This window comes from Rhodopirellula sp. J20-39 (assembly GCF_057365095.1).
The window spans coordinates 2,228,681-2,253,910 of record NZ_CP195123.1; the positions used below are offsets into that span (position 1 = coordinate 2,228,681).

Below are 25,230 nucleotides of genomic sequence, written 5' to 3' on the forward strand. Positions count from 1 at the left end.
CACGAGTGACCTTTGTGCGACTTGTGATCCGGTAAGCGACTTCCAGCATTTTGATCCAGGGCTAGGACGTTCAAAGTTGTTCTTTGTTTTCCCCGCCGCTAAGGGTGATCCGGTCTGGTGACTAGCGAACCACGTCACGACCGGATAGCTAAAGCAGTGGACCGGATCGGTGCTGAGTTCGTTGCCTCGCTTAATACGATCAATTGCAGGACTCGTTTCCTCGTCCATTACGGTTGAACTGAAATTGCACTGACCAGACGTGATCGGGAATCTCCCTTCCGCTGGATCGGGGTAACCGATCGACGGGTGAGGTTTTGCTTTGGAGTTCAGTTTTGGTTAAGCGAATCGATGTTTGCTGAGTCGTGCAGACGCTTCATTTCGTCATCGGAAAGAGCACGATCGAAAACGGCTAAGCCACCAAAATTGCCGATCGTCGATTCACGGGTGTACGAGCCTACCGCGTACCTGGCGCCAACGGTGAAGTCGGCTCCACCGTCCGGTTTGGTTTCCGCGTGTTTGGCTGGGTCGTATTCGAAAATGCCACGCCCGTGGTAATAAGGGTTCATTCCTCGGTCGCCGCCGTTGGGGCCTTCTTGGGTGAAGTAGCGATCGTTGCGACGATCTTGTTTAGGATTCAGTGCTCGCGGTTCCATCACCCCGTTGATATAAGCGCGAATGTATTCGCTGTCATAGGTGAATCCGAGCGTGCACCAGGTTTCTTCGGGCACTTCGCTGACCGAAGCGGCATAGTCGGCACACCAAGGGAAGGAGCTTCCGTCCGCTCGCCGGGTCACCCCGCCTTCGCTAGAGATATGGGGCACGAGTTGACGTGGACCGCCGTAGGTTGGCATGTTCATTAGCAAACTGTATTGCCGGGTGCCTGTGTCGTCGTTGCTTCCTTTGCCTTCGCTCCACATACCAGCAATGGTCCGGCTGTGATGCAGGTTTTCAATTCGGACGACCGAGAACATGCTGACTTGCGCGTCGGGGCCGGAAATATTCAGTTTGCCGGTTTCGGCGTACGGGATCTTGAAGTAGTGCTTGCCGTCAAGCTTCGCTGAGTATCCCGAATACGGTCCCGCGTTGTCACGTGCAATGGGACCGCCGACTTCTGTCAAAGGCAGCGACGCTTCAGTGCCTACCGAAAACCTTGGCTGGCCGGGCGTTTCGCTAAACGTCCAGAAACCGACTAAGCCGGGCGTCTGTTCAATAACCGTTTGATCACCAGTTGCGACGCCGGGCGTCGAAGCGATTGGGCTGATTCGCCGTAGCCGGTAGGTGTGCGGCACGGGCTGGCGAGCCTGGATGACGGCTTGTTCAAGCTCTGGAACTTGGTTACGAAGTTCGGTGTACTTAGGCCAATCGCGAATGTAGCGTTTGGCCATCCCGGCACTGTACTGGGTCTTGTCTTCGAAATGGTCGTAATGCTTTTGGACAGCTTCGGGATCGTCCACGTCGACCTTGTAATAACTTTGCATCCAGCGACGGGTATTGAGCAAGCTACAAGCCTGTGCTTCCGCGTTGCGGCGTTTCGAGTTGAGATCGACGACGGTGCGGCCTTGCTTGTATTGAGGTGTGGCTTTATTGAACGCGAGGTTGACGCCTTCGTGTAGCTGGGACGCTTGGAACTGACCAATCGCTTTGTCGTCAATTTGCAGTTCGTAGATCCCGTAAGCCAGTCCGGTCACGGAAAGCGTTTGTTGAAAGAGATCGCTTTCAATGGGGAGCAACTCCAACATCTTTGCTGGACCGTTATTGATTGGCATCGGCAATGCCGATTCAACGGCGGTAAAGTTCAGCCCATGTTCGTCAATGGAGATGTTCGAGACTTTGACGTTGACACTCTCGATTGCTTTCGCGGTCTCAGCGTCGATGACGGTTTTAGAGATCACCGATGGCACTCCTTGCGACTTCAAGAACAGCCACGCCATCATGAGACGGCCTGGGTCACCGGGGTGAACGCGATCGGGGCCAATAATTGTCCACTTCGGATCAAGTTTTTGTTGCTGCTGGTTCAGCTTGTTCATCGGGGTATGTAGGTCCACGAAGACGGCGCCGTTTTGTTTCGCTAAGTCACGGACGATGTCACCGCAGCGGCCTAGTCCATCGTTGCAGCCAGGCTGATTGTTGTCGCGATCCAGGATCACTTTGTCGTCAAACGGCGAAGGTGTCACGAGATACAATTTGGGCTCGTTCGCTTCCGTGCGGATGCGAGCTATCAATTCTTCCATCTTAGATCGATAGCGATCAAGAGCCTGTTGCTGGGCCGCTAGTTTGCTTTCGCTGGGGTTTTCAACATAGGCACCACGGTTAACGTCGTTCATTCCAAAATTGATGATCACCGTGGTTGGGTGCTTATCGATGACATCTTCTTGAAGTCGTTTCAATGACCCGCTGGCTGTATCGCCTGAACGACCCGCGTTGACGAATTCGATTTTTCGATCTGGGAAGCGTGTCGAGTAGTAGTCCGAAACAATCGTTTGGACGTAGCCGCCGGCGGTGATGCTGTCACCGAGAAAGCACACCACTTCTCCATCGGCAAACGGTTCACCGACGGTCAGCGATGTTTCGAGAGCAAGTGCATCCGTTTCCGCTAATTGAACCGTTTTGTCGGCGTGCGCGTTGTTTCGATGGGTCGGTGTACCGAGCAGGATGCATCCCAGCGTGAGGGCTGCAATCGTTGTTTGATGGATCATAGATCGGTGCATCATTGTTATTGTCCTTGGGTGGGGTGTCGCTTAGCCAGGGTGGATTCGATCTTTGCAATGATTTCGTTGGCAAACAATCGAGAGTTCTCCAGACCCCAGTGCAGTGTGTCACTGGAGCCTTTTGCGATCGTGTGCAGTTGTTTTGCAGCGATCGGGTTTAGATCGATTTCGGGGATACCTTTGCTCTGCATTACCTCGTCGACCATTTGGTTGTATCGTTTCACGCGTTCGTTGTTGGGGTTGTCAAGCGTTGGGGTGCCGTCGGCGAGGTTAGAACGGATCGGAGTGCAGCGGACCCAAAGGATGTCTGTGTCAGGTGCTTTCTCTTTCAAAAAGTCGACCGCATCCCCGATGTTGCGGGCCAATGAGTCTTCGGGGCAACGATTGGTTTGTTGGGTATGCCACCAGTGCAGGGTCATCGCGTTCCAAGAAATCACGTCGTAGGGACCTTGCGACAAAACTCCGGTCCAGGCACGCGCTGCCTCTGCATTCGGCGCGTGAATGTCTTTGCCGTACCACTCGACGCCCGAACCAACCCAGTAATCAACATAAGCCCGGTTTGCGAAATGTTCCGTAATGAACCGCCGGTAGCCCATTGAAATCGAATCGCCGACAACCAGGATGCGTGGCAGTGTCGGATCTTCGATTTCCGCTCTTTGCATGACGTATTGATCGCCACTGAAATTTCTCATCCTTTTCACACTTGGATCAAAATCCGTTGGGTAGACCGCTTGGTCGTAGATTTTAACGTTCCGCAATTGGTAGCTTTGCGGCATCCGTTGATCACTTTGTGCGCCACCGAAGGTCAACGGTAAGCGACTGGGTCGAATTTCGTCGGTTACCGCCAAAATCAGTCCGTCGCGAAAGAGTGAAAGTCGCTTGTCTTTCACGACGAGTGTCAATTTGGTGAACTTATCGCTTAAGAATCCTCGCTGTTCGATAGTTCGATAACCATTGCAGTGCACCCAACCGGCGTTGTATGACGGTGGATGATAGGACAGTTTGATTCCAGCGTTGGAATCTGGATCGGAGTTGGAAACAAGAACAACTCCGTGGCCGGATTGCATTTCGGCGGGGCGCTTGACTTCAAATTGGATTGTATAGTTAACTTGTGCCCCAAGTACACTTGCTGGTAACCCGAAGGAATTAGCCCCGTCAACCTCGACAATATTCGAAAGCGGATCGATATTTCCCTGCATCAGTTGCGATTCAATTGAATCGTGACCCAGTTCCCAAATGGGTTGTGGAGAATCCGCAAGCAGGGTGTTGGGGGCGACCGAACAAACGAGGAGTACTGCTAGCGATAGCAGAATTCTGTGATTTTTCATGGAATGTTCAGCGAAATTGCGTTCGCAAATCTTTCGAAGGACGTTAGCAAGGGTGGGCCTTTAAGAGTGACCGTTTACGCCTTTTTGGACTGAAAATCCTGGTGTTTCGGCCAAACTTTTTTAGGCCCCGTCTGGCGAAGGGCCTTGCGGCACTCGAAACTCCGATACGCGGCCGACGCGCATGACTGCGACCAATAGGGCGGCTGTGTTGGGCCACCATGAATCTCACTCCACGAATGGAAGCTTATGAAGACGACGGTAATCGCAGGCGTATGGCTGTTGGGAATGATCCTTGCCTTCAGTGCGAACGAAGGGATCGCAGTGGAGCCACCACCGCCGTTGCTGCCTGTTCCGACGGAACGGCAGCTTCGTTGGCACGAATTGGAGTACTACGGATTTGTGCATTTCACGACCAACACGTTCACCGATAAAGAATGGGGGTATGGCGATGAGTCGCCCGAGGTGTTCAATCCAACGGATTGTGATGCAGCCTCGATGGCGAAGGTCGCCAACGAAGTGGGGATGAAAGGGCTGATCATCACTGCCAAGCACCATGATGGATTCTGTCTGTGGCCCAGTCGCTACACCGAGCACGATGTTGAGGCTTCGCCTTACAAGAACGGTCGCGGAGATCTTGTGGGTGAGATGGCGAAGGGCTGCGAAGAGAATGGGATTCTGTTCGGTGTCTATTTATCACCCTGGGATCGCAACCATGCCGGATACGCGACCGCAGATTACGTGCAGTATTACCGCAACCAACTGCGTGAACTGACGACTAACTATGGACCGCTATTCGAGGTTTGGTTTGACGGGGCCAATGGCGGCGATGGATTTTATGGTGGTGCGAACGAAACCAGAAAGATTGACGCGAAGTCGTACTACGAATGGGCGAAAACTTGGGCAATCGTGCGTGAAAAGCAGCCGATGGCCGTCATGTTCAGTGATCGGGGGCCGGATGTTCGTTGGGTAGGCAATGAGTCGGGAGCGGGCAGCGAGACTAACTGGGCGATGATGCGAGACGAAGATTTCGAGTCGCAAAAAGCAAAGCTCGAGATTTTGCCAGTTGGTCAGGACGACGGCACTCGCTGGATGCCTGCCGAAGTCGATGTTTCGATTCGTCCCGGTTGGTTCTACCATTCCGACCAAGACGCTCAGGTGAAGTCAGTGGATCAATTGGTGGAAATCTATTACAGCAGTATTGGAAATGGTGCGAACCTGCTGTTGAACGTACCGCCGGATCGCCGTGGCCGTTTTCATGAGACGGATGCTCAGCGATTGAAGGAATTTCACCAAGTGATAACGCAAACATTCGCCAACGATTTAGCAAAGCAAACCGTCGTCAGCAGTAGCAACACTCGGGGTAACTCGGTTCGGTATACCGCCGCGCATCTCACCGATGGAGATCGCAATACTTATTGGGCGGCGGACGATGGGGTTTTGCAGGCGAATCTAGAGATCGATTTGGGTAAGGCGAGAAACATCGATCGGTTGCGGATTCAGGAATACATCCCATTGGGACAGCGAATCAAAAGGTTTGCTGTTGATGCCAAAATCGGAAATCAGTGGGAGGAAATCGCGGCGGGGACTACCATCGGGGTCCGAAAAATTCTTCGTTTTGCTCCGGTCACCACGAACGGTTTGCGAGTTCGGATTCTGGATAGTCGAGCTTGCCCCACACTCAGCACCTTAGAAGCTTATCGTTCGCCTGAGTAGCATTCCGAATTTATTTACTGCAGAGAGAATCCCCATGACCCTTCGTCGTTTGAAGCTGATTGCCGTGATGGTAGTCTTTTCGTTTGGCTTGTTCATTGCGAGTCCAGTCAGTTTCGCTGAAGCGATTCACCTACCGGCCGCGACGGTGCAGGCCCCAGATCTTCCCGTTCCAGCGGGTAAGCGTGTTCCGTTCGCTTGGCCCACGATGGCAATCGCACCGGCCAGTGATGGTTCACCAACACATCTTCGTTGGTCCGTCAACGAGCTTCCGCCTGGGGATACGATTCGATTGCGCTTCGCCAATGCTTTGGATTCTCGCGAAAAGCTGTTGTTGGAGGTTCGTTTCCCCGGCGACGTTGAGCCGTTTGGGGCATTCGATTTTAACTTCTCACCAGTTTTTCAAATCGTTGAACTGAACCTCAACCGTGTTCAGGCAAAGCGGGTGTTGGACGAAGGGATCGAGATCACTCGCACGGTCGGCGATGCTCCAGTTCGCCTGTTTGGGGTTACCACGGATGCCTCTGCGACAAGTTTGAAAAATCAAAACGGTATCCCCGATGTATTGCAGCCGCACTTGATGGTTGCGGATAAGACAGATCGATGGGCGGAGTACATGACTCGGATGGAAGGTGTCGATACGATCCAGCCATTCGGTTGGATGGAAGGTGCCTTGCTGGATGGGATATGGGATCTAAGTCAGGTTTCAAATAACGGCAAACTGACCAAAGGCTTTCATGACCGGATGGGGTTGTATCTGCGTGGTGATCAGTTGGTGTATGAAGATCCCAAGAGTGTTCCTGCTGACAACCGAGTTTGTGGCATTGAGGATTCGTTGCCCTTCGCCGCCATTGCTCGGGTTCATCCAGAGCATCCTAGTATTCAGTTGGCGATCGATTTCTGGAAGGATCATCGTCGCAAATCCGGCTTCGCCGAAGGCTGTATTCAAGACGGTGGGCTGTGCAGCGCCGAGGGTTCGTACACGGTGGGTTATCCACTCATGCACGTTGCCGCCTTGCGCAACGATCCGAAGTTAATTGAGATGGCGTTGGACCAGTTTCGGCTTCGGAAGAAGTTGCTGGTTGATGAAGACGGTGGCATTTGGTTGCGGAATTCCAATGGTCGTCGGCACATGAAGAACTGGGCTCGCGGCGTGACGTGGTATTTCCTTGGCCTCGTCCGGGGAATCGCGGAAGCTCCTGAGGGGACGGATACGAGCGATCTTCGCGAGGAGGCAGTTCGTGTGATGGAGTTTGCGATTCGCCATCAACAGGACAATGGGTTGTGGCGAAATTTGTTTGATCTGCCAGAACAGTCCGTCGATACCTCCGGTTCAGCGGGGATCGCAGCGGCGTTAGCGATCGGAGCTGCCGAAGGCATATTGCCTGAAAAGGCACGGACCGCCGCGATGAAAACGAAGGCTGGGCTAGCCGATTACCTGACTGCGGACGGCTTACTGAGTCACGGCACGCCGAGCAACCGGTCCCCGGAAGCGCAGAGCAACAAACGTGTGATCTTCCCAGTGGGAATGGGGCTGGCCGCTCAGCTTTTGGCAGCGTTAGAAGAGTAGTCCGGTCAAGGCTAACCAAGTGGCCACTCTCGCTGCCTAACGCGAAGTCAGATGGTTAGATATTGGAACTGGATGAGAAACAAGCGTCCCATCCAGTTCTCAATCGGTATCCAATGCTCAGGGCGATATCCATTGCTTAGGGCATTGGATGCGTCGACCACATCTGGTTTTGCGTTCGTCTCGAACGCCATCGTCGTCAGGGTAAGGCTAAAGACGAACGCCTTCGGCTTGCTCAAGACGAAGTTCTTAATCGCAGGCAATGAGTTGTAATTGCCTTGAGTGGTGTAAAAGGATCGTTGCCTCGTCCATTATGAGGCAGCCAAACTAGGAATCCTATGGATTCCGTCTTCTACAGAGCCAAGTCGCCGAACAGCGGGGTGCTCAGGTAGCGTTCGCCGAGGCTGCACATCACAGTGACGATTCGTTTGCCCTTCATTTCTGGACGGGCGGCCAGTGCTGCGGCGGCGCACATGTTGGCACCACTGCTGATTCCGCCGACGATGCCTTCTTCTTTGGCCAGTTTGCGGCCCCATGCGAAAGCGTCTTCGTCTTCGACTTGGATGACGTCATCAATGATGGATGTGTCCAAGTTGCCAGGGATGAAGCCGGCACCGATGCCTTGAATGCGGTGTTTGCCCGGCGATCCGCCACTGATAACGGCCGAATGAGTCGGCTCGACAGCGTAGGCTTTGAAGTCTGGGTTTACGCTCTTAAGGAATCGGGCGACGCCTGTAATTGTTCCGCCGGTTCCGACGCCGGCGACAATCGCATCGATCTTTTGACCGCTATCGGCCCAAATTTCCGGACCCGTCGTGGCTTCGTGGATGGCTGGGTTGGCCGGGTTTTCAAACTGCTGTGGCATGAACGCGTTGTCGGTCTTGTCGACCAAGTTTTGTGCCGTGTCGATGGCACCCTTCATCCCGTCGCCAGCGGGCGTCAGTACCAGGTTCGCGCCCATTGCACGCAACAAAGCACGTCGTTCGACCGACATGGATTCAGGCATCGTCAGAGTCAGCTTGTAACCTTTGGCGGCGCACACAAAAGCGAGTGCGATGCCGGTGTTACCGCTGGTTGGTTCGATGATGTGGGTTGTCGAGTTGATCCGTCCGTCACGTTCACCGGCCTCGATCATGGCCACGCCGATACGATCCTTCACGCTGTTAAGCGGCTGGAAGAATTCGCATTTCGCAAACACAGTCGCATCGCCCGCAGGGACAAGACGATTGATCTGCACCATCGGCGTGTCACCAATCGCGCGAGTAATGTTGTCGTACGTTTTTCCACGGGGCATGGTGAATCTCCTTAGGAGCTTAGATATTCGAATACCGGATGACCGATGTCGGGCGAGCCTTCATGGCCGCTCGAATCCTCTTGTCAACGATCAGTCATCCGACCGAGTTGCTTAGTTTCTTCGTCGTTTCGTTTCTTCAAAGACTGTTCTGGCGTTGGAGCGATCGAACGCTACGTCACTGTATTGGCGTGCCGCGATGCCAAGTTCAGGCAGAGGTCGCCGCGTCGGTTGATTGGCGTTAGACGCTCAGCCAACGTCCCAGGTATCGCCGGAACGGAAAAGCTTATCGAGATCGCCTTCGCCCTTGGCGGCACGAGCCGAGGTGACTTGTTCGTTGATTTGATCATCGTACGTTGGCACGCCTTCGACGCTTCGCAATACGCCAATGGGTTCTGGCATTTCGGGATACCGCATGCGGGCCAACATCATTTGGATCGCCGGGTTGGGATCCTTTGCATCGTGAATCAACAAGTCGTCGGCTGGGACATCGGCGGTGTTGACGACTTCCAGATGATTGCCGTTAAGCCGCACACCCTTGTCGTTGTTGGCACCAAAGATCAATGGCTTGCCGTGCTCAAGTTCGATCACGTTGTCCGCGCGTTGTTTTCGCTCTTGAGCGTACGCCATCGCACCGTCATTGAACACGTTGCAGTTCTGGTAAACCTCGACCAGTGACGTGCCCTTGTGGGCCGCGGCTGCTTTCAAGGTTTCGCCCAAGTGTTTGACGTGGGCGTCGATGCTGCGGGCGACGAAGGTCGCTTCCGCTGCTAGGGCTACCGACAGCGGCGACAATGGGTGATCGATCGAGCCCATTGGTGTGCTCTTGGTGATCTGACCCTCGGTCGTCGTGGGGCTGTATTGGCCCTTGGTCAAGCCGTAGATGCGGTTGTTGAACAGGACGATGTTGACGTCCAAGTTCCGACGCAAGCAGTGGATGAAGTGGTTACCACCGATGGAAAGCGAGTCGCCGTCGCCGGTGATCACCCAAACCATCAAATCAGGGCGAGTCGACTTCAGGCCGGTGGCGAAGGTCGGTGCACGACCGTGGATGGAGTGCATCCCGTAGGTGTTCATGTAATACGGGAACCGGCTGCTGCAGCCGATCCCGCTGACGAAAACGATCTTCTCGCGAGGCACGCCCAGTTCAGGCAGTACCTTTTTCATTTGGGCGAGAATGGAATAGTCGCCACAACCGGGGCACCAACGAACGTCTTGGTCAGAAGCGAAGTCGGCGGCTTTGAGAACAGGAAGATTCATAGTTGAAATGTCTGGTAACGGTAGTCAGATGTCAGAAGGTTTCTGCCGTGTCAGCAGAAGTGGCGAGCGATGGAGTGATTCGCAGAAGAAGGCATTGGGTCGATTGACGACGCCGATGCCGGTCACCTGAAATCTGGCTTCCTTCTACCCTGCTTTGTTTTTCCGAAGCGTGGTGGCGTGATGCGTGATCTCTTCGACCAGCTCGGAAACCGCGAACGGTTTGCCCTTGAGCTTGTTGATTCCGACGCAATCCACCAAGTATTCCGCACGCAATAGCATTCGCAATTGACCGGCGTTCAGCTCGGGAACCAAAACGGTGCGGAACGACTTAAGTAATTCGCCGATATTGCGAGGCAATGGATTCATGTAGCGAATGTGAGCGTGTGAAACGCTGTGACCCGCACGCTGGCAACGGTCGACCGCTGTGTGACACGACCCGTAGGTGCCGCCCCACGACACGACCAACACGTCGCCGGTCTTTTCGCCGAAGACGTCCTGTTCCGGAATTCGCTCGGCAATCTTGGCAACCTTCGCCGCACGTGTATCGCACATGTGTTGGTGGTTGTCCGGATCGTACGACACGTTGCCGGTACCGTCTTCCTTTTCCAAACCGCCGACGCGGTGCATCAGATCGGGTGTTCCTGGAATCGCCCATGGGCGAGCCAAGTTTTCGTCGCGAGCGTAAGGCAAGAATGGCTCGTCGCCATTGAGACCTTCCGGATGCGAGCAAACGATCGGTGGCATTTCGCTGGCGACTGGGATCTTCCAAGGTTCACTACCGTTGGCGATGTAACCATCGGACAACAACATCACCGGAACCATGCATTCGGTCGCGATCCGCCAAGCTTCCACTGCCATGTCGAAGCAATCGCCAGGCGACCGTGGTGCCAAGACTGGCATCGGGGCTTCACCGTTGCGGCCAAACATCACCTGCAACAGGTCGCTTTGTTCGGTCTTCGTTGGCAAGCCCGTGCTGGGGCCACCACGTTGGACATTGATGATGATCATGGGAAGCTCAAGCATTACGCCCAAGCCCATCGCTTCGCCCTTCAACGCGATGCCGGGACCGCTTGATGCCGTAACCGCCATCGTGCCACCGAAAGCTGCACCGATGGTGGAGCAAACCGCGGCGATTTCGTCTTCGGCTTGGAAGGTGCGAACGCCAAAGTTCTTGTACTTCGTTAGCTCGTGCAAAATGTCCGAAGCGGGCGTGATTGGATAGGTTCCAAAGAACAGCTCTTTGTTGCTTAGCTTCGAAGCGGCGACCAAGCCCCAGGCCAACGCTTGGTTGCCCATGATGTTTCGGTAGGTGCCCGGTTCCAGTTCGGCGGCTTCGACCTGATAGCTCTCGCCGAATTCCTCAGTTGTTTCGCCAAACGCCCAACCGGCTCGCAAAGCGGAAACGTTGGCGGCGGCGACATCGGGTTTCTTGCCGAACTTCGCATCGATGAATCGCATGGTGGGTTCGAGCGACCGGCCGAACAACCAGTAAACCAAGCCCATCGCGAAGAAGTTCTTGCAGCGGTCAGCGATCTTGGTCGACAAGCCATGCTCCGCAACCGCGTCACGGGTCATCTTGGTCATGTTGACTTTGACAACACGGTATTGCTCCATCAACACGTCCGCATCCAGCGGGTTGGTGTCGATCTTGGCGAGCTTGAATTCCTTGTCGTTGAAGCCGTCTTCGTTGACGATCAGGATGCCGCCTTTTCGCAGATCGGCGATATTGGTCACAAACGCGGCCGCGTTCATCACCACCAACGCGTCGAGCGTGTCCCCGGGCGTGAAGATTTCTTCGCTAGCAAATTGAACCTGAAATCCCGAAACCCCAGCTCGCGTTCCGCGGGGTGCACGGATTTCCGCCGGGAAGTCGGGGAACGTGGCGACGTCATTTCCCGCCAACGCCGACGTATTGGTCAGCTGGGTTCCGAGCAATTGCATTCCGTCCCCCGAGTCGCCACAGAGGCGAACGGTGATCCCGGTAACGGATTCAATTTTTTTGGCGGTGGTTTCGGTCATGTGTTTGGGCCGCGAAAAGTCGGCGACGAATGGGAGATTGGTGGTAGCGCGAAGGCGCTAGCGAGTACGGACAAGGCCGTTTGGAGGGACTTTAGGGATTGTATCGAGTGTTCCAGCCCACAAAATCACCCGAATCTTAACTTTTTTTCGGATTGGGGGGAATGGACGCCTGAGGGGATTTTGGCAGGCAGTCGGTCCTTACCGCCCCGTTTGAGTCGTTTCTAGCAACGGCAGAGAACCATTCGGGAAGACCACTGCGAGATGCTGGAATCTGTGAATAATTGTCACAGGAGAGTGTGAAGGCGCGGGACCCTTGGGGAAATGCCGCCTAAGCTTGACTCGCCCCCAGCCTCGGTTGAGCCGAAAAGCCCCACGTTGTGCAATTGCTTGCATGCACCAGTTCGGTCGTCGAATCCTGCGGTAGCCAATCGGTTTGACCGCTAACGCCGATTTCCCAAAGCGAAGATTTTGCTAGCAGCGAAGATTTGGCTAGTGATTTTACCGGTGCTGTTTACTGGGGGACTCGGCGAGTTGCCGCTAGCGTATTGCAAAGTCAGCGTCGACAACGAACCATCCATTTTCCATCGAGAGCAGCAGATGCTTGCCTTTTGGCGAAACCTGCAGTTTTTCGACTGAGCCGGGAAACCACTGCTGCCAAAGGACTTTCGCATCACGGCAGCGAATCGCCTTGACCAGTGCTTGTCTTTGATCGAAGCGGAATTCACAACTAAATGCAACTTGTCCATCCGGTGAAATCCCCACGGTGCGTTTGCGGTCGTCGTTTGTTCCAAGGAGTGTCTGGGGCTGTGACGTCGGGGTCTCATACCAGAGAACATTGCCCTCCCACGTTCCCACCACCATCGATCCGCTTTCGCTGATCGCCTGACTTAAGTTCTTGATGCGGATGTTGCCGGTTTGGTTCACGCCCGTCCCGAATGCACCTAACGCATTCACATCGGTCGGCTTGATGATGAAGTGTGCGATGCTACTTTCGGTGGAATACGCTATTCGCTTACCGGGGAAAACAGCGTGTCGCCCAAACCCGAGATCGCCGGTGTCGAACTGGCCGATCCGTTTTCCCGTTGGCAATGCGATCAGATCGGTGGGTGCGGAAGACGCACTGGACACGCCGAAGAACCCCTCAAACAAACCGCGTTGAGCTGCTTTGCCTGGGGAGGTGGCTGCGCGTTGGTAGCGAACGATGGCGCGGTTCCCAGATTGATTCAGCCACACGTTGGAGACCTTCAAGTCATCACGCGTTTCGATCTTGATTGCTTGGTTCTCCACAGTATCCATGCATTTGACGCCTCCAGAGCGAGTGAGCCAGGCGAGTAAACGACCATCGCCGGACAGCCAGTGCTTGCCCGAGTACGGTGAAATGTCCTCGGGAAGATCGATCACTTGGTGAAACGGTTGGCCGAGATCAGCGGCACACACCCTGGATTGGCTAGTAACGGTGGCCCGCCCGCTATCATCAATTCCGGACGCTGATGGGGTGAATGGAATGGCATTGGCGGTGTGGGGTTCCCAAGTCTTCGCGTTCCAAACTTGGACACCGTTTTTTTTGTTGTTCGAGCCAACCAACATCTCTTCGTCCGCAGAGAATTTCAGTTGGCTAAGCCATTCACAGCGTCCAATGACGGTTGGCTCTTCCAGGCCCGTCTTTCGGATCAGCCGCTCCTCATTACGAAAGACGACCGTGTCCTTGCTGACGGCGATGGAGTCATCCGAAGTTTTCAAGCTCCATTTCTCGCGGCCCTCGGTGTCGAATTCGGCAATGGTATAACGCTCGAGTTTGAAGTTGCCACTTAACAGATCGGTGACCAGATCTTTTGAACGAGGTTTCCTAAGCACGGCAACACAACGCTCGCTGGAGACGCAAACGCGATGCACTTCCATGCCCTTCGGTGCCTTGAAGAGCAACTCGAGAGGTTCGCGATCGGATGGCGACAACCATGCACCGGTTGCGTCAAAGGCTCCGAGTTGATCAGCGTCGCTGTAAAAAACGCTAGGCCTTTGCGAACCCATCGCAAATGGATGTTGATGCAGTCGATTTCCAGTCTGGCAATCGTAGACCGAGATGTTCGCGCGGGAACTGACCGCGATTTGCCTGCCGTCGTTGGACAGTGCGATGGCTGTAGAGAAGCCAGCTTCTGCTGGCACACGAAGCCTCACTTCATTTAGCTTGTTGACGTCACGGATTTCGACCGCGTCGCCTTGCAGGATCGCGATTCGCGAACCGTCTCGTGAGCCTGTGGCGTGTTCCGGTTTCTCGATCGGCGAGGCGATGGCAACCTGGTCGATCTCCTTGCCAGAGGGCAGTTGGGTCACGGTCAGGTAGGAAGCGTTTCTGTAGAAATCCAGGCCAACGGTTACCAATCGCGTTGAGCTGACCGACAAAATGCCACCGTCCACAGGGATCCCGTGCAGCGGCGATAGCGGGATTGCCCGGACACGAGCGTCAAGCTTGGGTGTTTCAATCTTTGGTGTCTCGGGAGCTTCTGCCCACGACTTGGTTACCGCGTGCATCGTTCCGCAAACGAGAACGATGAATGCAGCGGTTGAATAGACGCACAACCGATCGGCTAGATCTCGCAATGGAATTCTCGGGTTCTTGAAAGACATCTTGAAAAAGGCTACCGAGGAACGCGAACGAGGTTCAGGCTTTTTGATAGCGGCGTTGTTTCACTTTGTTGAAACGACGCGGTGTCGCTTATTGAACGGGCGCCCCCGACGGCGTCGCAGCCGAATTTCGGTTTGGATTGAAGGCACCCATGATCATGGGAGCCATTGCGACGAGAGCGGAAGAGGCTTGGTCGAACTCGGCTTGCGTGTTCGCTTTCAACAAGGGATCGAGCATCCCGGAAGCCATCATGGTGAATTGTCGAACTTGTGCGACAGACTGTTTTCCTGCCGGACTCTGCAATGACTCCAGCGTCGTTCGTGCCTTCGCAACTCCAGCGGACCATTTACCGATCAAGTCCTCCGGCAGCCAGCGATTGTCGATGCGGCGATAGGTTTGTTCCTTGTCTTCTTCAGGACTAGACATTTTGACGATCGCCGAATCACCTTCAACGGAAACGATTTTGTAGCGAATCTTCGTGTTCGGTTTTCGAAACGATTGCATTCCAGTCTTTTCCAGGACGCTTACTGCGTTCAGCACGTGTCCCTTGATGTTTGGGTATTGCGATTGGAAAAAACGATTCCCGTCGAAGCTTTTCATTGCAGCCTGATCACAAAGGTCGCTATCAAGCACCGCTCTCAGCAACGGAGTGACCGACTTTAGCACTGCCGCAATAGCCGGTTTTTGTTCTGGGCTGAGCTGGAAACTGCTGTTGAGGATGAACTCACTCTTCTCGCCCGAGAGTCGGTGAAGCTTTTCGATTACGTCAACGGCACCGTTCCATGTTTCGTCGTCAACCGACTGTGCGAACAGCCTCGCTAGCTCGTCCGCGTCGCTCCGGAAGGAGGCAGGCATCAGATCCCACACGCCGCCCGGGTCAGCGGTTTTGCTGAGTTCGGTTATCGCGTCGAGCGTTTGCTCAAGCGTCGGGTTTTCGCCGAGCGGAACGGCGGTGGGCCCCGAGTCGGAGACCGGTTCTGGTGTCTCCTCCATCCACAACCGCTTGGCCTGTTCGTGGCTCTCTTTGCTTAATTTCGCGAGCGGAACCCGTACGATACTGCCGTCGGATTTGATCAGGGCGACTTTCTTTGCTGTAAAGTCCAAGCCAAAGAACTCGGCTTCAATCCGAAAACGTCCCGATTCATCGGTCCAAGTTTCGGCGACTGCGGTATGCGTGATGAGGCTAAGCGAGAGGATCGCGACCGAACCAAGGAACAACTGTCTCATGAAGAACACTCTAGCAGGGGTGCTGTTGACGTAGGGAAAGCCGAAAAGTTGGCTCGCATTCTATCAGATGCTTTCGCCCCAAATGCTAACCCGCAGACCGATGCGGCTGGGCCCAGATGATGGAAGGCACCAATCGGACAGTCGGAACGAGACGCGGCGCCATCTCGAAGCTCCAGTGTCGGTCACAGGAACGCCCAGGTCTGATGCCAAAATAGTTGGAAAGAATCCGAGTATTAAATCATGTCCAACGCAGGCAGCGGAGCATCTCTAACGTCCGCATCTCGACATCCCGCTAGCGAGTAGAATCATCGAGCAAAATCTAAGTGAGTCTGCCCCGCTAGTCGCCGGGCTTCATAGGATAGAGGGCTTGAGCGTCGACTGCGTTCCTAAAGTCACTCCGCGATTTCAAACGCGTACTGATTAAACCGCGTGGTAAATTCGAACATGCTTACCTAAGAGCTGATGCGTTTTGCACGCAACCAGTCCGTGAGTGCCACTGACGTTGATGATTCTATGTCATGAATGTCGAAAGGCATATATAGCTTACCAACTAGATCTGACTGGAGGGTCTTCAACGACTGCTCTTTAAGCAGGCAAACGGGCTTCCGAAGCGCCATCATATAGCCAACCTCTAATGAAACATTGGGGTTAAAACTCTCGTCGAAGACGCGTTCAAAAACCGCAATGCCAAAGCGACATCCATGAATATATGTCAAGACATTTGTTAAGACATCGTCCGAATAAATGTAATCATCCGCACGCAATAAATTGAAACCGGCCGAGTCGATTTGTGCTTTCAGCGTCGCGGCCACTTTTTTATGCATTGGTGTCGGCGTAAATGGCATGATAAGAAAAACATTGCGTCGTACGTCAGGATAATCTACGAGCATCGTGAGCAGCGGTGCCCTAACTTCTGGAGGCGCTAATTCTGCTGGACTAGCGGATGCTGAGCCAATTGCCAGATTCAGTTCTTTCCGTATGTCATCGAATCGAATCCAGAGAGACGCATCATATTGGCCGTAAATGTGCGCAAGTGTGTTAAACGTCGTGCAAAGAGCTTCTTCTGTCCATAGTGAGTTTTCGGTGATAGGCCAGATTTCGTCATGGTGTTCCAGCAATGCTTCGAAGACGTCCAGGGCAGTGGTTTCAGACCGACCATTTCTCTTTGCGATAGAAATGCTTAAGTCAACGATAGCAGTTCTCGTATCAAGCCCGCGATTAGATTTATGAGTGTAGGGGCGTGATTTTGGATCGTTGTACGATGAGCAAATGTTGTCCCTCGCTTCAATTTGGCACAGCAGGACTTTGGTGGCTATATTCGGGTCACAACCATTACGAGCCATCGCCGAACGAAGCTCTCGAATGGTCAGCACACAGGCATAGAGAAAAACCCACGAATGAACCGGAATGTCGTTTTTTTGAGCTACGAACTCGACGTTCTCGAAGATTGAAATCGCATCTTCGTTAGCGGACGATCCATGTTCGCAAAGGTGCTTCTTTAGATCGTTGATAGCTGAGCGCGGTGTCGTCATTAGCGAATGAATTAGCGGTATAACGCCCACGGTCACCGGGGATCGGAGCGGAGGTGGTATAATGGCGAAGCCAACCGCCGCAGCGAAGAGCACACCTACTCTGGTGCACCGCATTATTCGTCGGGCCCCCGGGTTATCGGCATTCGCCTGTGTTGGCTTTCGTGAAATTCTATCGGATTCAGGGCAACCAAAGGTACGCGGACTCTTTTTCCGCTGTTGCAGCCAGTTCGTCTCGGCTGCTTTGGATTACCCGCCATCTTGGTGCATGGTGAGTTCCGAGCTAGTCGAGAGCCTGATTGCACGACTTCATTGTAGATCGATTGTCCCAATCGATTGGGATTTGTACGCGATCGGATGCGGCCGAACGATTGAGGACAAACGTTCTACTCTCGTAGAGCGAATACCTGGCTCATGGATGGGCAATATCACTTCGGGCAAGGAGAGGTTCGCGGGATTTGTTTCGCTGGTTGGGCATCTGGCTTGCAAACGCTGGTGGCCGACTCTGGCGGGGGCCTAAAGATCGGCTGGATCCCAGTCGTTGCCGTAATCATCGATCGGGTATGACTTCCAGATTCGCAAGGCCTTTTTGCGTCCTACGGATTCGAGATATTCGCTTGCATTGCAGTAAGGCCAATCGGTCCACTTCTTGGCATAACCGTGTTTGACCGCGTTGCACCAGACTTGACGCCCGCGACGATCATCATCACCGTTCCATTCAAACGAACTGCGTCCATGCAGTTTGCCGAGTTGCTTGAGCAGGCTGAGAATCTCCTGGGTTTGAACGAGTGCGTGGTAGTGGTTGGGCAGCACCGTCCACGCGTAGACTTGTGTGCATGTCTCAAGAAGAAATCGAATGAGGTCGGCTTCGAACTTCGCCATGCGTTCGGGTGACTTGCCAATGACGGGAGCGTGCTCGAAGCATGCAGCGGTGAGCATGTAGACCGCTCGAGTTTCGTCACTGCGATGCGGGATGCTGTGCCACGGTTGCTGATGCTGGCGACGTTGGTCGAGCGTTTGGCGTCGCTGTTCGTCCGTCAAATTCCGCCAGCGATACATCGTTTCCGGTTCGCGCGGCATGTTGGTACCCCGTTGGAGTCAAGGCTTTAGCCGAATTCACACACCTTGGCGGAGACGACAAGCGAATTTTAACGGAAGTAGGAAGTTGGCGTGACGAAGGGTGGCTTGGGATCAGGTCGTGGTCGGCTAAAGCCTTGACTCCAACGGTGAGAGCGGTGGGAGTGGACGGCACCGTCTGACCCGTCGGTCAGATTCCGCCAGTGATACTTCCGGTTCGTGTGGCATGCTTGGGAAACAGTTGGAGTCAAGGCTTCAGCCGATTTCATACTCCTTCACGGAGATGATACGCGGATTTTCTCGGAAGTATGACGTTGGGGCTGGCGTGGTGAAGGGTGACTCGGGATCAGGCTGTGGTCGGCTAAAGCCTTTACTCCAACGGTGGGAGTGGACGGCGCCGTCTGACCCGTCGGTCAGATTCCGCCAGCGATACTTCCGGTTCGCGTGGCATGCTTGGGAAACAGTTGGAGTCAAGGCTTTAGCCGATTTCATACACCTTCACGGAGAAGATACGCGGATTTTCTCGGAAGTATGACGTTGGGGCTGGCGTGTTGAAGGGTGACTTGGGGTCAGGCTGGGGTCGGCTAAAGCCTGGACTCCAACGGCAATTCGGTGGCACGCACCTTGGTTTCACTGCGATGCGTCTGGGAGCCTGGTATTTCCCGACCCAAAAACAGACTCTGGCGGGGAGTCAGTCCGTTTGAAAAGATGGACTCGCTTCGAAACCCTGGTTGATCCTATACTCCCCTGCATTGCTATATTGACATTCTTCACCACTTCTCCCGTTGAAACCTGCGTAAAACGATGAGTTTGACCGCCACCGCGCCTGCCTCCACCGACGGTTCCGCTGATTCCCAACCCTCGATTCGGGTCTACAACACGCTCAGCAAGACGAAAGAACCGTTCGCTCCGCTGCGTCCGCCTCGCGTGGGCATGTATCTGTGTGGCCCCACCGTTTACGCCGAATCTCACATCGGCCACATGGTCGGCCCGGTCATTTTCGACACGATCAAGCGGTACCTGACCTACAGCGGCTATGAAGTCACCTGGGTCGTCAACATCACCGACGTTGACGACAAGCTGATCAATAAGAGCCGTGAGCGGGGCATCCCGATGAGCCAAATCGCGGTCGAAATGACTGCGGATTACCTTTCGAACCTGAAAGAGCTCGGCGTCAACCAGATCGATTACCTGCCCCGGGCAACCGATCACATGAACCAAATCATCGCGTTCATCGGTTCTCTGGAAGAAAAAGGCTACGCCTACGCGATCGATGGCGACGTCTTCTTCGACGTGACCAAGGACCCTGGCTACGGCCAATTGTCCAACCGCAGCGTCGATGCCCAGCAGGGCGAAGGCGGTGGCGCGGCAGCGAAAAAACGAAACCCTGGCGACTTTGCCCTCTGGAAATCCGCCCGCGCCGGCGAGATCAGTTGGGAAAGCCCGTGGGGCGATGGCCGTCCGGGCTGGCACATCGAGTGCTCGGCAATGAGCCACGAAATCCTGGGCGAGACTTTTGATATTCACGGTGGCGGCTTGGACTTGATGTTCCCGCACCATGAAAACGAACGGGCTCAAAGCGCATGTCGTCACGACGCGCCGATGGTGAAATACTGGATGCACAACGGCCTGATGCGGGCTGGCGAAAAAGGCAAGGTCGGCGGCAAGAATGACCGCGAAGACACGTCGGCGGAATCCGTCGAGGAAGCGGCATCGGGCAAGATCAGCCGATCCAAGGGAGCCGGTGGACTGGCCGATTTGATTCGCAGCCAAACGGGTGAGCGGATTCGCTTCTTCCTGCTTCGCACCCATTACCGATCCACGATCATCTACAACGAAGAAACATTGGCAGAAGCTGGCACGTCGCTGGAAGCTTTTTATCGGTTCTTCGATCGCTTTGAAGAGATCAGCGGCCAATCGTTCTATCAGCTCGAAACCGCGAAGACTCGAGCCGAAGGAAGCTTCGACGCTGGCAAAGACGCCCTGCTGAACGAAGTTCACGGCATCCGCGAAAAGTTCCTCGCTGCGATGGATGACGACTTCAATTCGGGGGCCGCGATCAGCGTGTTGTTCGATTCATTGCGAACGCTCAACCGTTTCATTGATTCAGAAAAGCTCGCTGCCGGTGCGGACGCCAAGTCACCAGCGGTTGAAAGCTTGGTTGCGGCGACGCGAGTGATCGCTGAACTCAGCCGTGTGTTGGGATTGTTCGCGAAACCACCGATCGCAGCGGGCGGCGATGAAGCTTCGGCTGAGCTGCTCGATGGAGTCGTTCACTTGTTGATCGACTTGCGAAAGGAAGCCCGTGAGCGAAAGGATTACGCGACCGGCGATGCGATCCGCGACCGGCTGTCGGCTCTCGGTGTCGCTTTGTTGGATAAGAAAGAAGGAACGTCTTGGGAACGCAACTCGTAGCGGACCGCCCCGATGCAGCTCGCTGTATTTTGGGGATCGATCCGGGACTGAACATCACCGGTTATGCCGTCATTCATCGTGACGGCGGCAACCTAAGATTGTGCGAAGCCGGTGTGGTTCGCAGTCGGGCCAAAGACACGTTACCGGAGCGACTGAAGGAACTTTCCGACGGTATCCGCGAGGTGATTGCGGCCCATCCGATCGAGCTTGTGGCGTTGGAACAATTGTTCTCGCACTACGAGCGACCGCGTACCGCGATCCTGATGGGGCATGCTCGCGGCGTGATCTGTTTGGCTGCCGCCGAATCCGGTTTGCCGATGGTGCACTACGAACCCACGCGAGTCAAAAAGGTGATGACGGGCAATGGGCATGCCTCGAAGTCCCAAATGCAATTGGCCGTCAAGTTGCAACTCTCGCTAGAAACGGCGCCCGAACCCGCTGACGTTGCCGACGCGATGGCGATCGCTCTAACCGGCCACTATTTAGCGGGTAACCCGCTGGCGAATGTGTAGACGCGAGGTGCGTTTGTTTGGTGGGAAAGCACTTGGGACAGGCTGAAGCCTGGATTCCAACGGGCGCTGGAGTACAGGCTTTAGCCTGCTGAGTCGCTGGGGTGGTATTTTCGAGGAGAAGGCTTTCGGCTTTGTTCGTTGTCTTGAGCCGTCACTCCGTCTTGTTGCGATCGACTGGTCGGGGCGGAATGAGGACGTCTTGATTGTTGGGAAGACGAGGGGGACAGGCTGAAGCCTGGACTCCAACGGGTGCTGGAGTACAGGCTTTAGCCTGTCGTCGCGTCGGGGGTAGAACCATTTGAAAAGGTGTCTTTCAAAGACCCCCGAAAAGACTTCTCGGCCGTTATTCGGTATCGAACACGTCGTCCGCTTCGGCTTTTTCTTCCATTTCTGCTTCCGCGGTTTCGGTTGACTCGGCCTCAACGGCTTCCGCCTCTTTACTTTTGCGAGGCTTGCGAGTGCGGCGGGTCTTGGGTGGTGGCGCTTCGCCGAAGATGCGTTCGGTGGAGACCGTGATCTGTTCCGCTTGCACCTTCGTGTCGTCCGGTGGCTGATAGAAGCCACTGACTTGCACGGGTTCCCCTTCCTGAGCCATGGATAAATTGTTCGCTCGGATTTCGAGCTTCAGGTTGGGGGACACCATCGTTTGCACCGGAGTTTGACCGGCCTGCACACCGAGGCGACCATCGGGTGACAACATGAGCAAGCTGCCGACGACGGTGACCTTGCCTGTGATCGGTGCGTTGCGAGGCTTGCGTTCCTTGCTGTCGGAATGCACACCCGGCGTGTAGTTATTCTTTTTGCTGCCGGAGATCGTGGCGGTATTGATGGGGGCAAAGATTTCAATCTTGTCCACCGGAGCCAGAGGCATTCCGGTTGGTCCCAGTGCGGTCGAAAACCGGACCAGCATTCCGCGGCGAAGATAGGCGGGTAATGCGGTGGCCGTGAATACCAGGTTGTCGGCTTCTTTGGGAAGCATAACCAGACAATCGACGCCATCGTCTCGTGTGACCGTGACGATGTTGCCACGGACGCCTTTGAGTTTGCCGGTGAACTCGGTGACCTCATTGGCCGGTGCTCCCGCGGCGTAACCGGGGCCGCCCGATCCGGCTTGCGGAACCGCCAAAGCGGTGCCCGCGAACATCAAGCTCAGAATCGCACAAGTGCAAGTCGCCCAGTGGCAACGATTGGATCTAGCAAGATTCAACAAATCGGTGAGCATGGCAATGAGTTCCTGCGGGGGGATGGAAATTGGCGTCGAGCCAGCCCCGCAATCTTAGCTCATTCGTCGTCTGCACGCATGAACGGCGTCAGGTTCATCGAGTACTCACAGAATTCTTCGGGGCGGAAGTACAGGTTCAATTCCCGTTCAGCCGACTCAGGCGAATCGCTGGCGTGGACCAGGTTCATTTGGCGGCTGCTGCTGAAGTCGCCACGCAGGGTGCCGGGGGCAGCCTTCAAACCGTTGGTCGCGCCAAGCATGTCACGAATGACCGTGATTGCTTCGAGGCCTTCCAGGGCGATTGCGACAACGGGAGCCGCCGTGATGAAGTCTTCGAGCGACTGATAGAAAGGTTTTTCGACGTGCTCGGCGTAGTGCTGCTTGGACAACTCCGGTGTCACTTGCAGCATCTTCAGGCCGACGATTTGCAAACCCTTGGCTTCGAAACGAGAAAGAACTTCGCCGATCAGGCGGCGTTGAACACAGTCGGGCTTGAGCAGGATGAGCGAACGTTGCATGGGTGTCTTGAATGGGGTGAAATTGGGGCGTTTTCGGACTGTTTGGCAATCCGGCTTTCACGCGACAGCAGACGGGCAATTCGGTCTGCGATCACGAACAGCCCGGGAAAATACCGCACCAAGCTAATCCTTTGAAGGTGTCTCGACTCGTTCGGTGCGGGCGTCGAGCCACCACAGCAACAGCCCGCCGCACAACGTCGAGCAGCTCTCGCCGTAAGTCCACCACCCTGGCATGTCGGCCAACGAATCCACAACGCCCTGGAAAATGGCAAATGCGATCGTGCCACCGGCGATCCAGCGAACCAGCGGTCGATACCGGTCTAGATCCGAAGCGACGATCAGCAGCACGACGCCTACGAACCCGTACAGCAGCGACAAATTGCGAGCCAGGTAGAACGTTAGCGGGTGGATGGGAAAGGGATCCATTCCCAGTTCCTCGCCGATTTCGACCATCCACTTTTCCGGCATTACCGCGGCGAGGAACGCCAAAAGTGAAACGTAGCCGATCACTCGCAGGAAGATTTGGATATTTCGTTGGGGCATTTTAAACCGTACGGAAACATTGGGACGCAAAAACATTGGGACGCAAAACACACGGAAAAGAGAGCCTTGATCACGGTCGCTCGGTGGAGTCCCAAGGCAATGGGGGCGTGGATTCTTGCAGCGTGATGCCTGCTTTGGCGGCCTGGGGAATCTCCAGTGCTCGATGCTTTTTGAGGTCGATGAAGACCCATCGGGTGCTGATTCGGGCCAGCACTTTTTGGTCCGCGGGCCGGCAAATCAGTGTTTTCCGGGTGCTCGAATAGCGACTGATATCGCTAACCCAGGTCCGGACAATGATTTCCTGGTCCGCGACGGCAGCGACGCGGTAGGTGATCTCGTGGTCTCGCACCACCCAACCCAGCCCTTCCGCCAAAGCCGATGCGGCATCCCAGCCCGCGGTCGCGTTGTGATCCCGCGCCGCCCAAAGCGACCATTGTAAATAACGCAGATTGTGGACGTGTTGTTGTGCATCCACTTCGTCAGCCTGCACCACATGTGTCAGGTCGAACCAATTTTCTTTCATATTCAACTTTCGGTCGTGATGGATCGCTTCATTGTTGTCAAACATGCCTAAAACAAACAGCCAACGTTATGGGGAAACCCATTCGGTGTTCGCTGCGTATCGTCCCGTGCCGGAGTCATCGCTTGTCGCGAGGGATATCATGCGACAGCGATCGAGCATTGGCGGACGTTCGATGTCTGGCTGCATTTCAAACAAGTTCCATTTACCGTCTTCGCGTTGTTTTTACGGAGTTCCCGAATGTCTCGATCGACAAGTCCTGGACCAGCCACGGACCATTGCCTCACGCCGGTCGATCGCGAATCGAAATTGGGTGCTGCCACCAGGGCTGAATCTCATGGGCCCAAAGCTATCGCTATTGCCGTGTCGCACCAACCCGCTGCCCAAAAACGTTTGCTATGGATGATGTTGGGCTGGTTGGCGATCGGCATCACGGCTGTGCTGGCTTCATTTGCCAATGGCCAGACCGTCGCCGGTGACGCCAAGTCCGATGTCGCTAGCCTGGAAGCGGGAGCGTCCGCCGACGAGCAACTGGCTATCTTGGCTGGTGGCTGCTTTTGGTGCACCGAGGCGGTGTACGAACGAATGGAGGGAGTCAACGATGTGATTTCGGGCTATATCGGTGGCCACGTCGAAAACCCAACCTACGAACAGGTTTGCGGCAAGCGGACCGGTCACGCCGAAGCGGTCCAGGTGTATTACGACCCGTCGAAGACGTCGTTTGAAGAACTGTTGACGGTGTTTTTCAAAGTCCACGATCCTACCACGCTTAATCGCCAGGGTGCCGACGCGGGACCTCAGTATCGCAGCAGCATTTTCTATCAGAACGAAGAGCAAAAGAAGATCGCGGAGAAGTACATCAAGAAACTCGATGAATCCGGTGAGTTTCGCAATCCGATCGTGACGTTGTTGGAACCAGCGTCGAAGTTTTATGTCGCTGAAGAGTACCACCAGGACTATTACCGCCGAAATCCGAATGCGGGTTATTGCCGAGCCGTGGTGGCCAACAAGGTCCGCAAGTTCAATCGTTCTTTTGGTGACAAAATCAAAGACGATCTGAAATAGTCCGCGTCTTTTTCTTCGGGACGCGTTCCCTGGCTCGACGGCTGGTTTTCATTGGCCGGTGGCGATCCGGCGGCATGTCAGATCAGGTCGGAACGG

The 25,230-nt window shown here is 54.9% G+C and carries 19 protein-coding genes; 5 read left to right on the forward strand and 14 right to left on the reverse strand.

Features of this window, described 5'->3' with window-relative positions; translation table 11 throughout:
- Positions 1-326: 326 nt before the first annotated feature.
- Both ACR3ZL_RS08095 and ACR3ZL_RS08100 read right to left on the reverse strand, forming a co-directional pair.
- Complete coding sequence (locus ACR3ZL_RS08095) at positions 327-2,711, reverse strand: SGNH/GDSL hydrolase family protein (RefSeq protein ID WP_473648386.1); 2,385 nt, start codon at positions 2,709-2,711, stop codon at positions 327-329.
- A 2-nt stretch (positions 2,712-2,713) separates the two neighbouring features.
- Complete coding sequence (locus ACR3ZL_RS08100) at positions 2,714-4,036, reverse strand: SGNH/GDSL hydrolase family protein (RefSeq protein ID WP_473648385.1); 1,323 nt, start codon at positions 4,034-4,036, stop codon at positions 2,714-2,716.
- 246 nt (positions 4,037-4,282) lie between these two features.
- On the opposite strand from ACR3ZL_RS08100, the gene ACR3ZL_RS08105 reads away from it, so the two are divergent.
- Both ACR3ZL_RS08105 and ACR3ZL_RS08110 read left to right on the forward strand, forming a co-directional pair.
- On the forward strand, positions 4,283-5,749 hold the full coding sequence (locus ACR3ZL_RS08105) for an alpha-L-fucosidase (protein WP_473648384.1): 1,467 nt from the start codon (positions 4,283-4,285) through the stop codon (positions 5,747-5,749).
- 34 nt (positions 5,750-5,783) lie between these two features.
- Complete coding sequence (locus ACR3ZL_RS08110; protein WP_473648383.1) at positions 5,784-7,316, forward strand: glycoside hydrolase family 88 protein; 1,533 nt, start codon at positions 5,784-5,786, stop codon at positions 7,314-7,316.
- Positions 7,317-7,363: 47 nt separating this feature from the next.
- Here ACR3ZL_RS08110 and ACR3ZL_RS08115 read toward each other — a convergent pair whose 3' ends face one another.
- The 8 genes from ACR3ZL_RS08115 to ACR3ZL_RS08150 all read right to left on the reverse strand — a co-directional run bounded on the left by ACR3ZL_RS08115 (position 7,364) and on the right by ACR3ZL_RS08150 (position 18,342).
- The gene (locus tag ACR3ZL_RS08115) at positions 7,364-7,552 is read right to left on the reverse strand and encodes a hypothetical protein (protein WP_473648382.1); all 189 of its coding nucleotides are present in this window, start codon (positions 7,550-7,552) and stop codon (positions 7,364-7,366) included.
- 113 nt (positions 7,553-7,665) lie between these two features.
- Complete coding sequence (cysK, locus tag ACR3ZL_RS08120; protein WP_486173358.1) at positions 7,666-8,607, reverse strand: cysteine synthase A; 942 nt, start codon at positions 8,605-8,607, stop codon at positions 7,666-7,668.
- Positions 8,608-8,853: 246 nt separating this feature from the next.
- A complete protein-coding gene (locus ACR3ZL_RS08125) occupies positions 8,854-9,864 on the reverse strand; it encodes a 2-oxoacid:ferredoxin oxidoreductase subunit beta (RefSeq protein ID WP_473648380.1) in 1,011 nt (336 codons plus the stop codon).
- 144 nt (positions 9,865-10,008) lie between these two features.
- Positions 10,009-11,883, reverse strand: a complete 1,875-nt coding sequence (locus ACR3ZL_RS08130) for a 2-oxoacid:acceptor oxidoreductase subunit alpha (protein WP_473648379.1) — start codon at positions 11,881-11,883, stop codon at positions 10,009-10,011.
- A gap of 537 nt (positions 11,884-12,420) precedes the next feature.
- A complete protein-coding gene (locus ACR3ZL_RS08135; protein WP_473648378.1) occupies positions 12,421-14,508 on the reverse strand; it encodes a WD40 repeat domain-containing protein in 2,088 nt (695 codons plus the stop codon).
- A gap of 88 nt (positions 14,509-14,596) precedes the next feature.
- The gene (locus tag ACR3ZL_RS08140; protein WP_473648377.1) at positions 14,597-15,733 is read right to left on the reverse strand and encodes an SHD1 domain-containing protein; all 1,137 of its coding nucleotides are present in this window, start codon (positions 15,731-15,733) and stop codon (positions 14,597-14,599) included.
- 452 nt (positions 15,734-16,185) lie between these two features.
- Positions 16,186-17,265: a hypothetical protein gene (locus ACR3ZL_RS08145; RefSeq protein WP_473648376.1), complete on the reverse strand. Its 1,080-nt coding sequence runs from the start codon at positions 17,263-17,265 to the stop codon at positions 16,186-16,188.
- A 513-nt stretch (positions 17,266-17,778) separates the two neighbouring features.
- Positions 17,779-18,342 carry a transposase gene (locus ACR3ZL_RS08150; protein WP_473648375.1) on the reverse strand — a complete coding sequence of 188 codons (564 nt, stop codon included), beginning with the start codon at positions 18,340-18,342 and terminating at the stop codon, positions 17,779-17,781.
- Positions 18,343-19,143: 801 nt separating this feature from the next.
- Here ACR3ZL_RS08150 and cysS point away from each other — a divergent pair.
- Together cysS and ruvC are read left to right on the forward strand one after the other, a co-directional pair.
- Entirely contained in the window at positions 19,144-20,754 is a 1,611-nt protein-coding gene (gene cysS, locus ACR3ZL_RS08155) for a cysteine--tRNA ligase (protein WP_473648374.1), read from the forward strand.
- Positions 20,736-21,266: a crossover junction endodeoxyribonuclease RuvC gene (gene ruvC / locus ACR3ZL_RS08160; protein WP_473648373.1), complete on the forward strand. Its 531-nt coding sequence runs from the start codon at positions 20,736-20,738 to the stop codon at positions 21,264-21,266. The genes cysS and ruvC overlap by 19 nt, the downstream gene beginning before the upstream one ends.
- A gap of 343 nt (positions 21,267-21,609) precedes the next feature.
- Here the strand turns inward: ruvC and ACR3ZL_RS08165 are convergent, their stop codons facing one another.
- From ACR3ZL_RS08165 to ACR3ZL_RS08180, 4 genes are all read right to left on the reverse strand, one after another.
- Positions 21,610-22,488 carry a hypothetical protein gene (locus ACR3ZL_RS08165; RefSeq protein ID WP_473648372.1) on the reverse strand — a complete coding sequence of 293 codons (879 nt, stop codon included), beginning with the start codon at positions 22,486-22,488 and terminating at the stop codon, positions 21,610-21,612.
- A gap of 59 nt (positions 22,489-22,547) precedes the next feature.
- Positions 22,548-23,006: a nucleoside-diphosphate kinase gene (gene ndk / locus ACR3ZL_RS08170; RefSeq protein WP_473648371.1), complete on the reverse strand. Its 459-nt coding sequence runs from the start codon at positions 23,004-23,006 to the stop codon at positions 22,548-22,550.
- 123 nt (positions 23,007-23,129) lie between these two features.
- Positions 23,130-23,549 (reverse strand): hypothetical protein, encoded by a 420-nt coding sequence (locus ACR3ZL_RS08175; protein WP_473648370.1) that lies wholly within the window; start codon positions 23,547-23,549, stop codon positions 23,130-23,132.
- A gap of 70 nt (positions 23,550-23,619) precedes the next feature.
- Positions 23,620-24,072: an acyl-CoA thioesterase gene (locus tag ACR3ZL_RS08180; protein ID WP_473648369.1), complete on the reverse strand. Its 453-nt coding sequence runs from the start codon at positions 24,070-24,072 to the stop codon at positions 23,620-23,622.
- 237 nt (positions 24,073-24,309) lie between these two features.
- On the opposite strand from ACR3ZL_RS08180, the gene msrA reads away from it, so the two are divergent.
- Complete coding sequence (gene msrA / locus ACR3ZL_RS08185; RefSeq protein ID WP_473648368.1) at positions 24,310-25,134, forward strand: peptide-methionine (S)-S-oxide reductase MsrA; 825 nt, start codon at positions 24,310-24,312, stop codon at positions 25,132-25,134.
- The last annotated feature ends 96 nt before the right edge of the window (positions 25,135-25,230 follow it).

What these genes read in the sequence shown, in the direction of transcription:
- ACR3ZL_RS08095 (WP_473648386.1), bottom strand. Translation starts at nt 2,711, where the DNA reads ATGATGCACCGATCTATGATCCATCAAACAACGATTGCAGCCCTCACG.
- ACR3ZL_RS08100 (WP_473648385.1), bottom strand. Translation starts at nt 4,036, where the DNA reads ATGAAAAATCACAGAATTCTGCTATCGCTAGCAGTACTCCTCGTTTGT.
- ACR3ZL_RS08105 (WP_473648384.1), top strand. Translation starts at nt 4,283, where the DNA reads ATGAAGACGACGGTAATCGCAGGCGTATGGCTGTTGGGAATGATCCTT.
- ACR3ZL_RS08110 (WP_473648383.1), top strand. Translation starts at nt 5,784, where the DNA reads ATGACCCTTCGTCGTTTGAAGCTGATTGCCGTGATGGTAGTCTTTTCG.
- cysK (WP_486173358.1), bottom strand. Translation starts at nt 8,607, where the DNA reads ATGCCCCGTGGAAAAACGTACGACAACATTACTCGCGCGATTGGTGAC.
- ACR3ZL_RS08125 (WP_473648380.1), bottom strand. Translation starts at nt 9,864, where the DNA reads ATGAATCTTCCTGTTCTCAAAGCCGCCGACTTCGCTTCTGACCAAGAC.
- ACR3ZL_RS08130 (WP_473648379.1), bottom strand. Translation starts at nt 11,883, where the DNA reads ATGACCGAAACCACCGCCAAAAAAATTGAATCCGTTACCGGGATCACC.
- ACR3ZL_RS08135 (WP_473648378.1), bottom strand. Translation starts at nt 14,508, where the DNA reads ATGTCTTTCAAGAACCCGAGAATTCCATTGCGAGATCTAGCCGATCGG.
- ACR3ZL_RS08140 (WP_473648377.1), bottom strand. Translation starts at nt 15,733, where the DNA reads ATGAGACAGTTGTTCCTTGGTTCGGTCGCGATCCTCTCGCTTAGCCTC.
- ACR3ZL_RS08145 (WP_473648376.1), bottom strand. Translation starts at nt 17,265, where the DNA reads ATGACGACACCGCGCTCAGCTATCAACGATCTAAAGAAGCACCTTTGC.
- ACR3ZL_RS08150 (WP_473648375.1), bottom strand. Translation starts at nt 18,342, where the DNA reads ATGCCGCGCGAACCGGAAACGATGTATCGCTGGCGGAATTTGACGGAC.
- cysS (WP_473648374.1), top strand. Translation starts at nt 19,144, where the DNA reads ATGAGTTTGACCGCCACCGCGCCTGCCTCCACCGACGGTTCCGCTGAT.
- ACR3ZL_RS08165 (WP_473648372.1), bottom strand. Translation starts at nt 22,488, where the DNA reads ATGCTCACCGATTTGTTGAATCTTGCTAGATCCAATCGTTGCCACTGG.
- ndk (WP_473648371.1), bottom strand. Translation starts at nt 23,006, where the DNA reads ATGCAACGTTCGCTCATCCTGCTCAAGCCCGACTGTGTTCAACGCCGC.
- ACR3ZL_RS08175 (WP_473648370.1), bottom strand. Translation starts at nt 23,549, where the DNA reads ATGCCCCAACGAAATATCCAAATCTTCCTGCGAGTGATCGGCTACGTT.
- ACR3ZL_RS08180 (WP_473648369.1), bottom strand. Translation starts at nt 24,072, where the DNA reads ATGAAAGAAAATTGGTTCGACCTGACACATGTGGTGCAGGCTGACGAA.
- msrA (WP_473648368.1), top strand. Translation starts at nt 24,310, where the DNA reads ATGTCTCGATCGACAAGTCCTGGACCAGCCACGGACCATTGCCTCACG.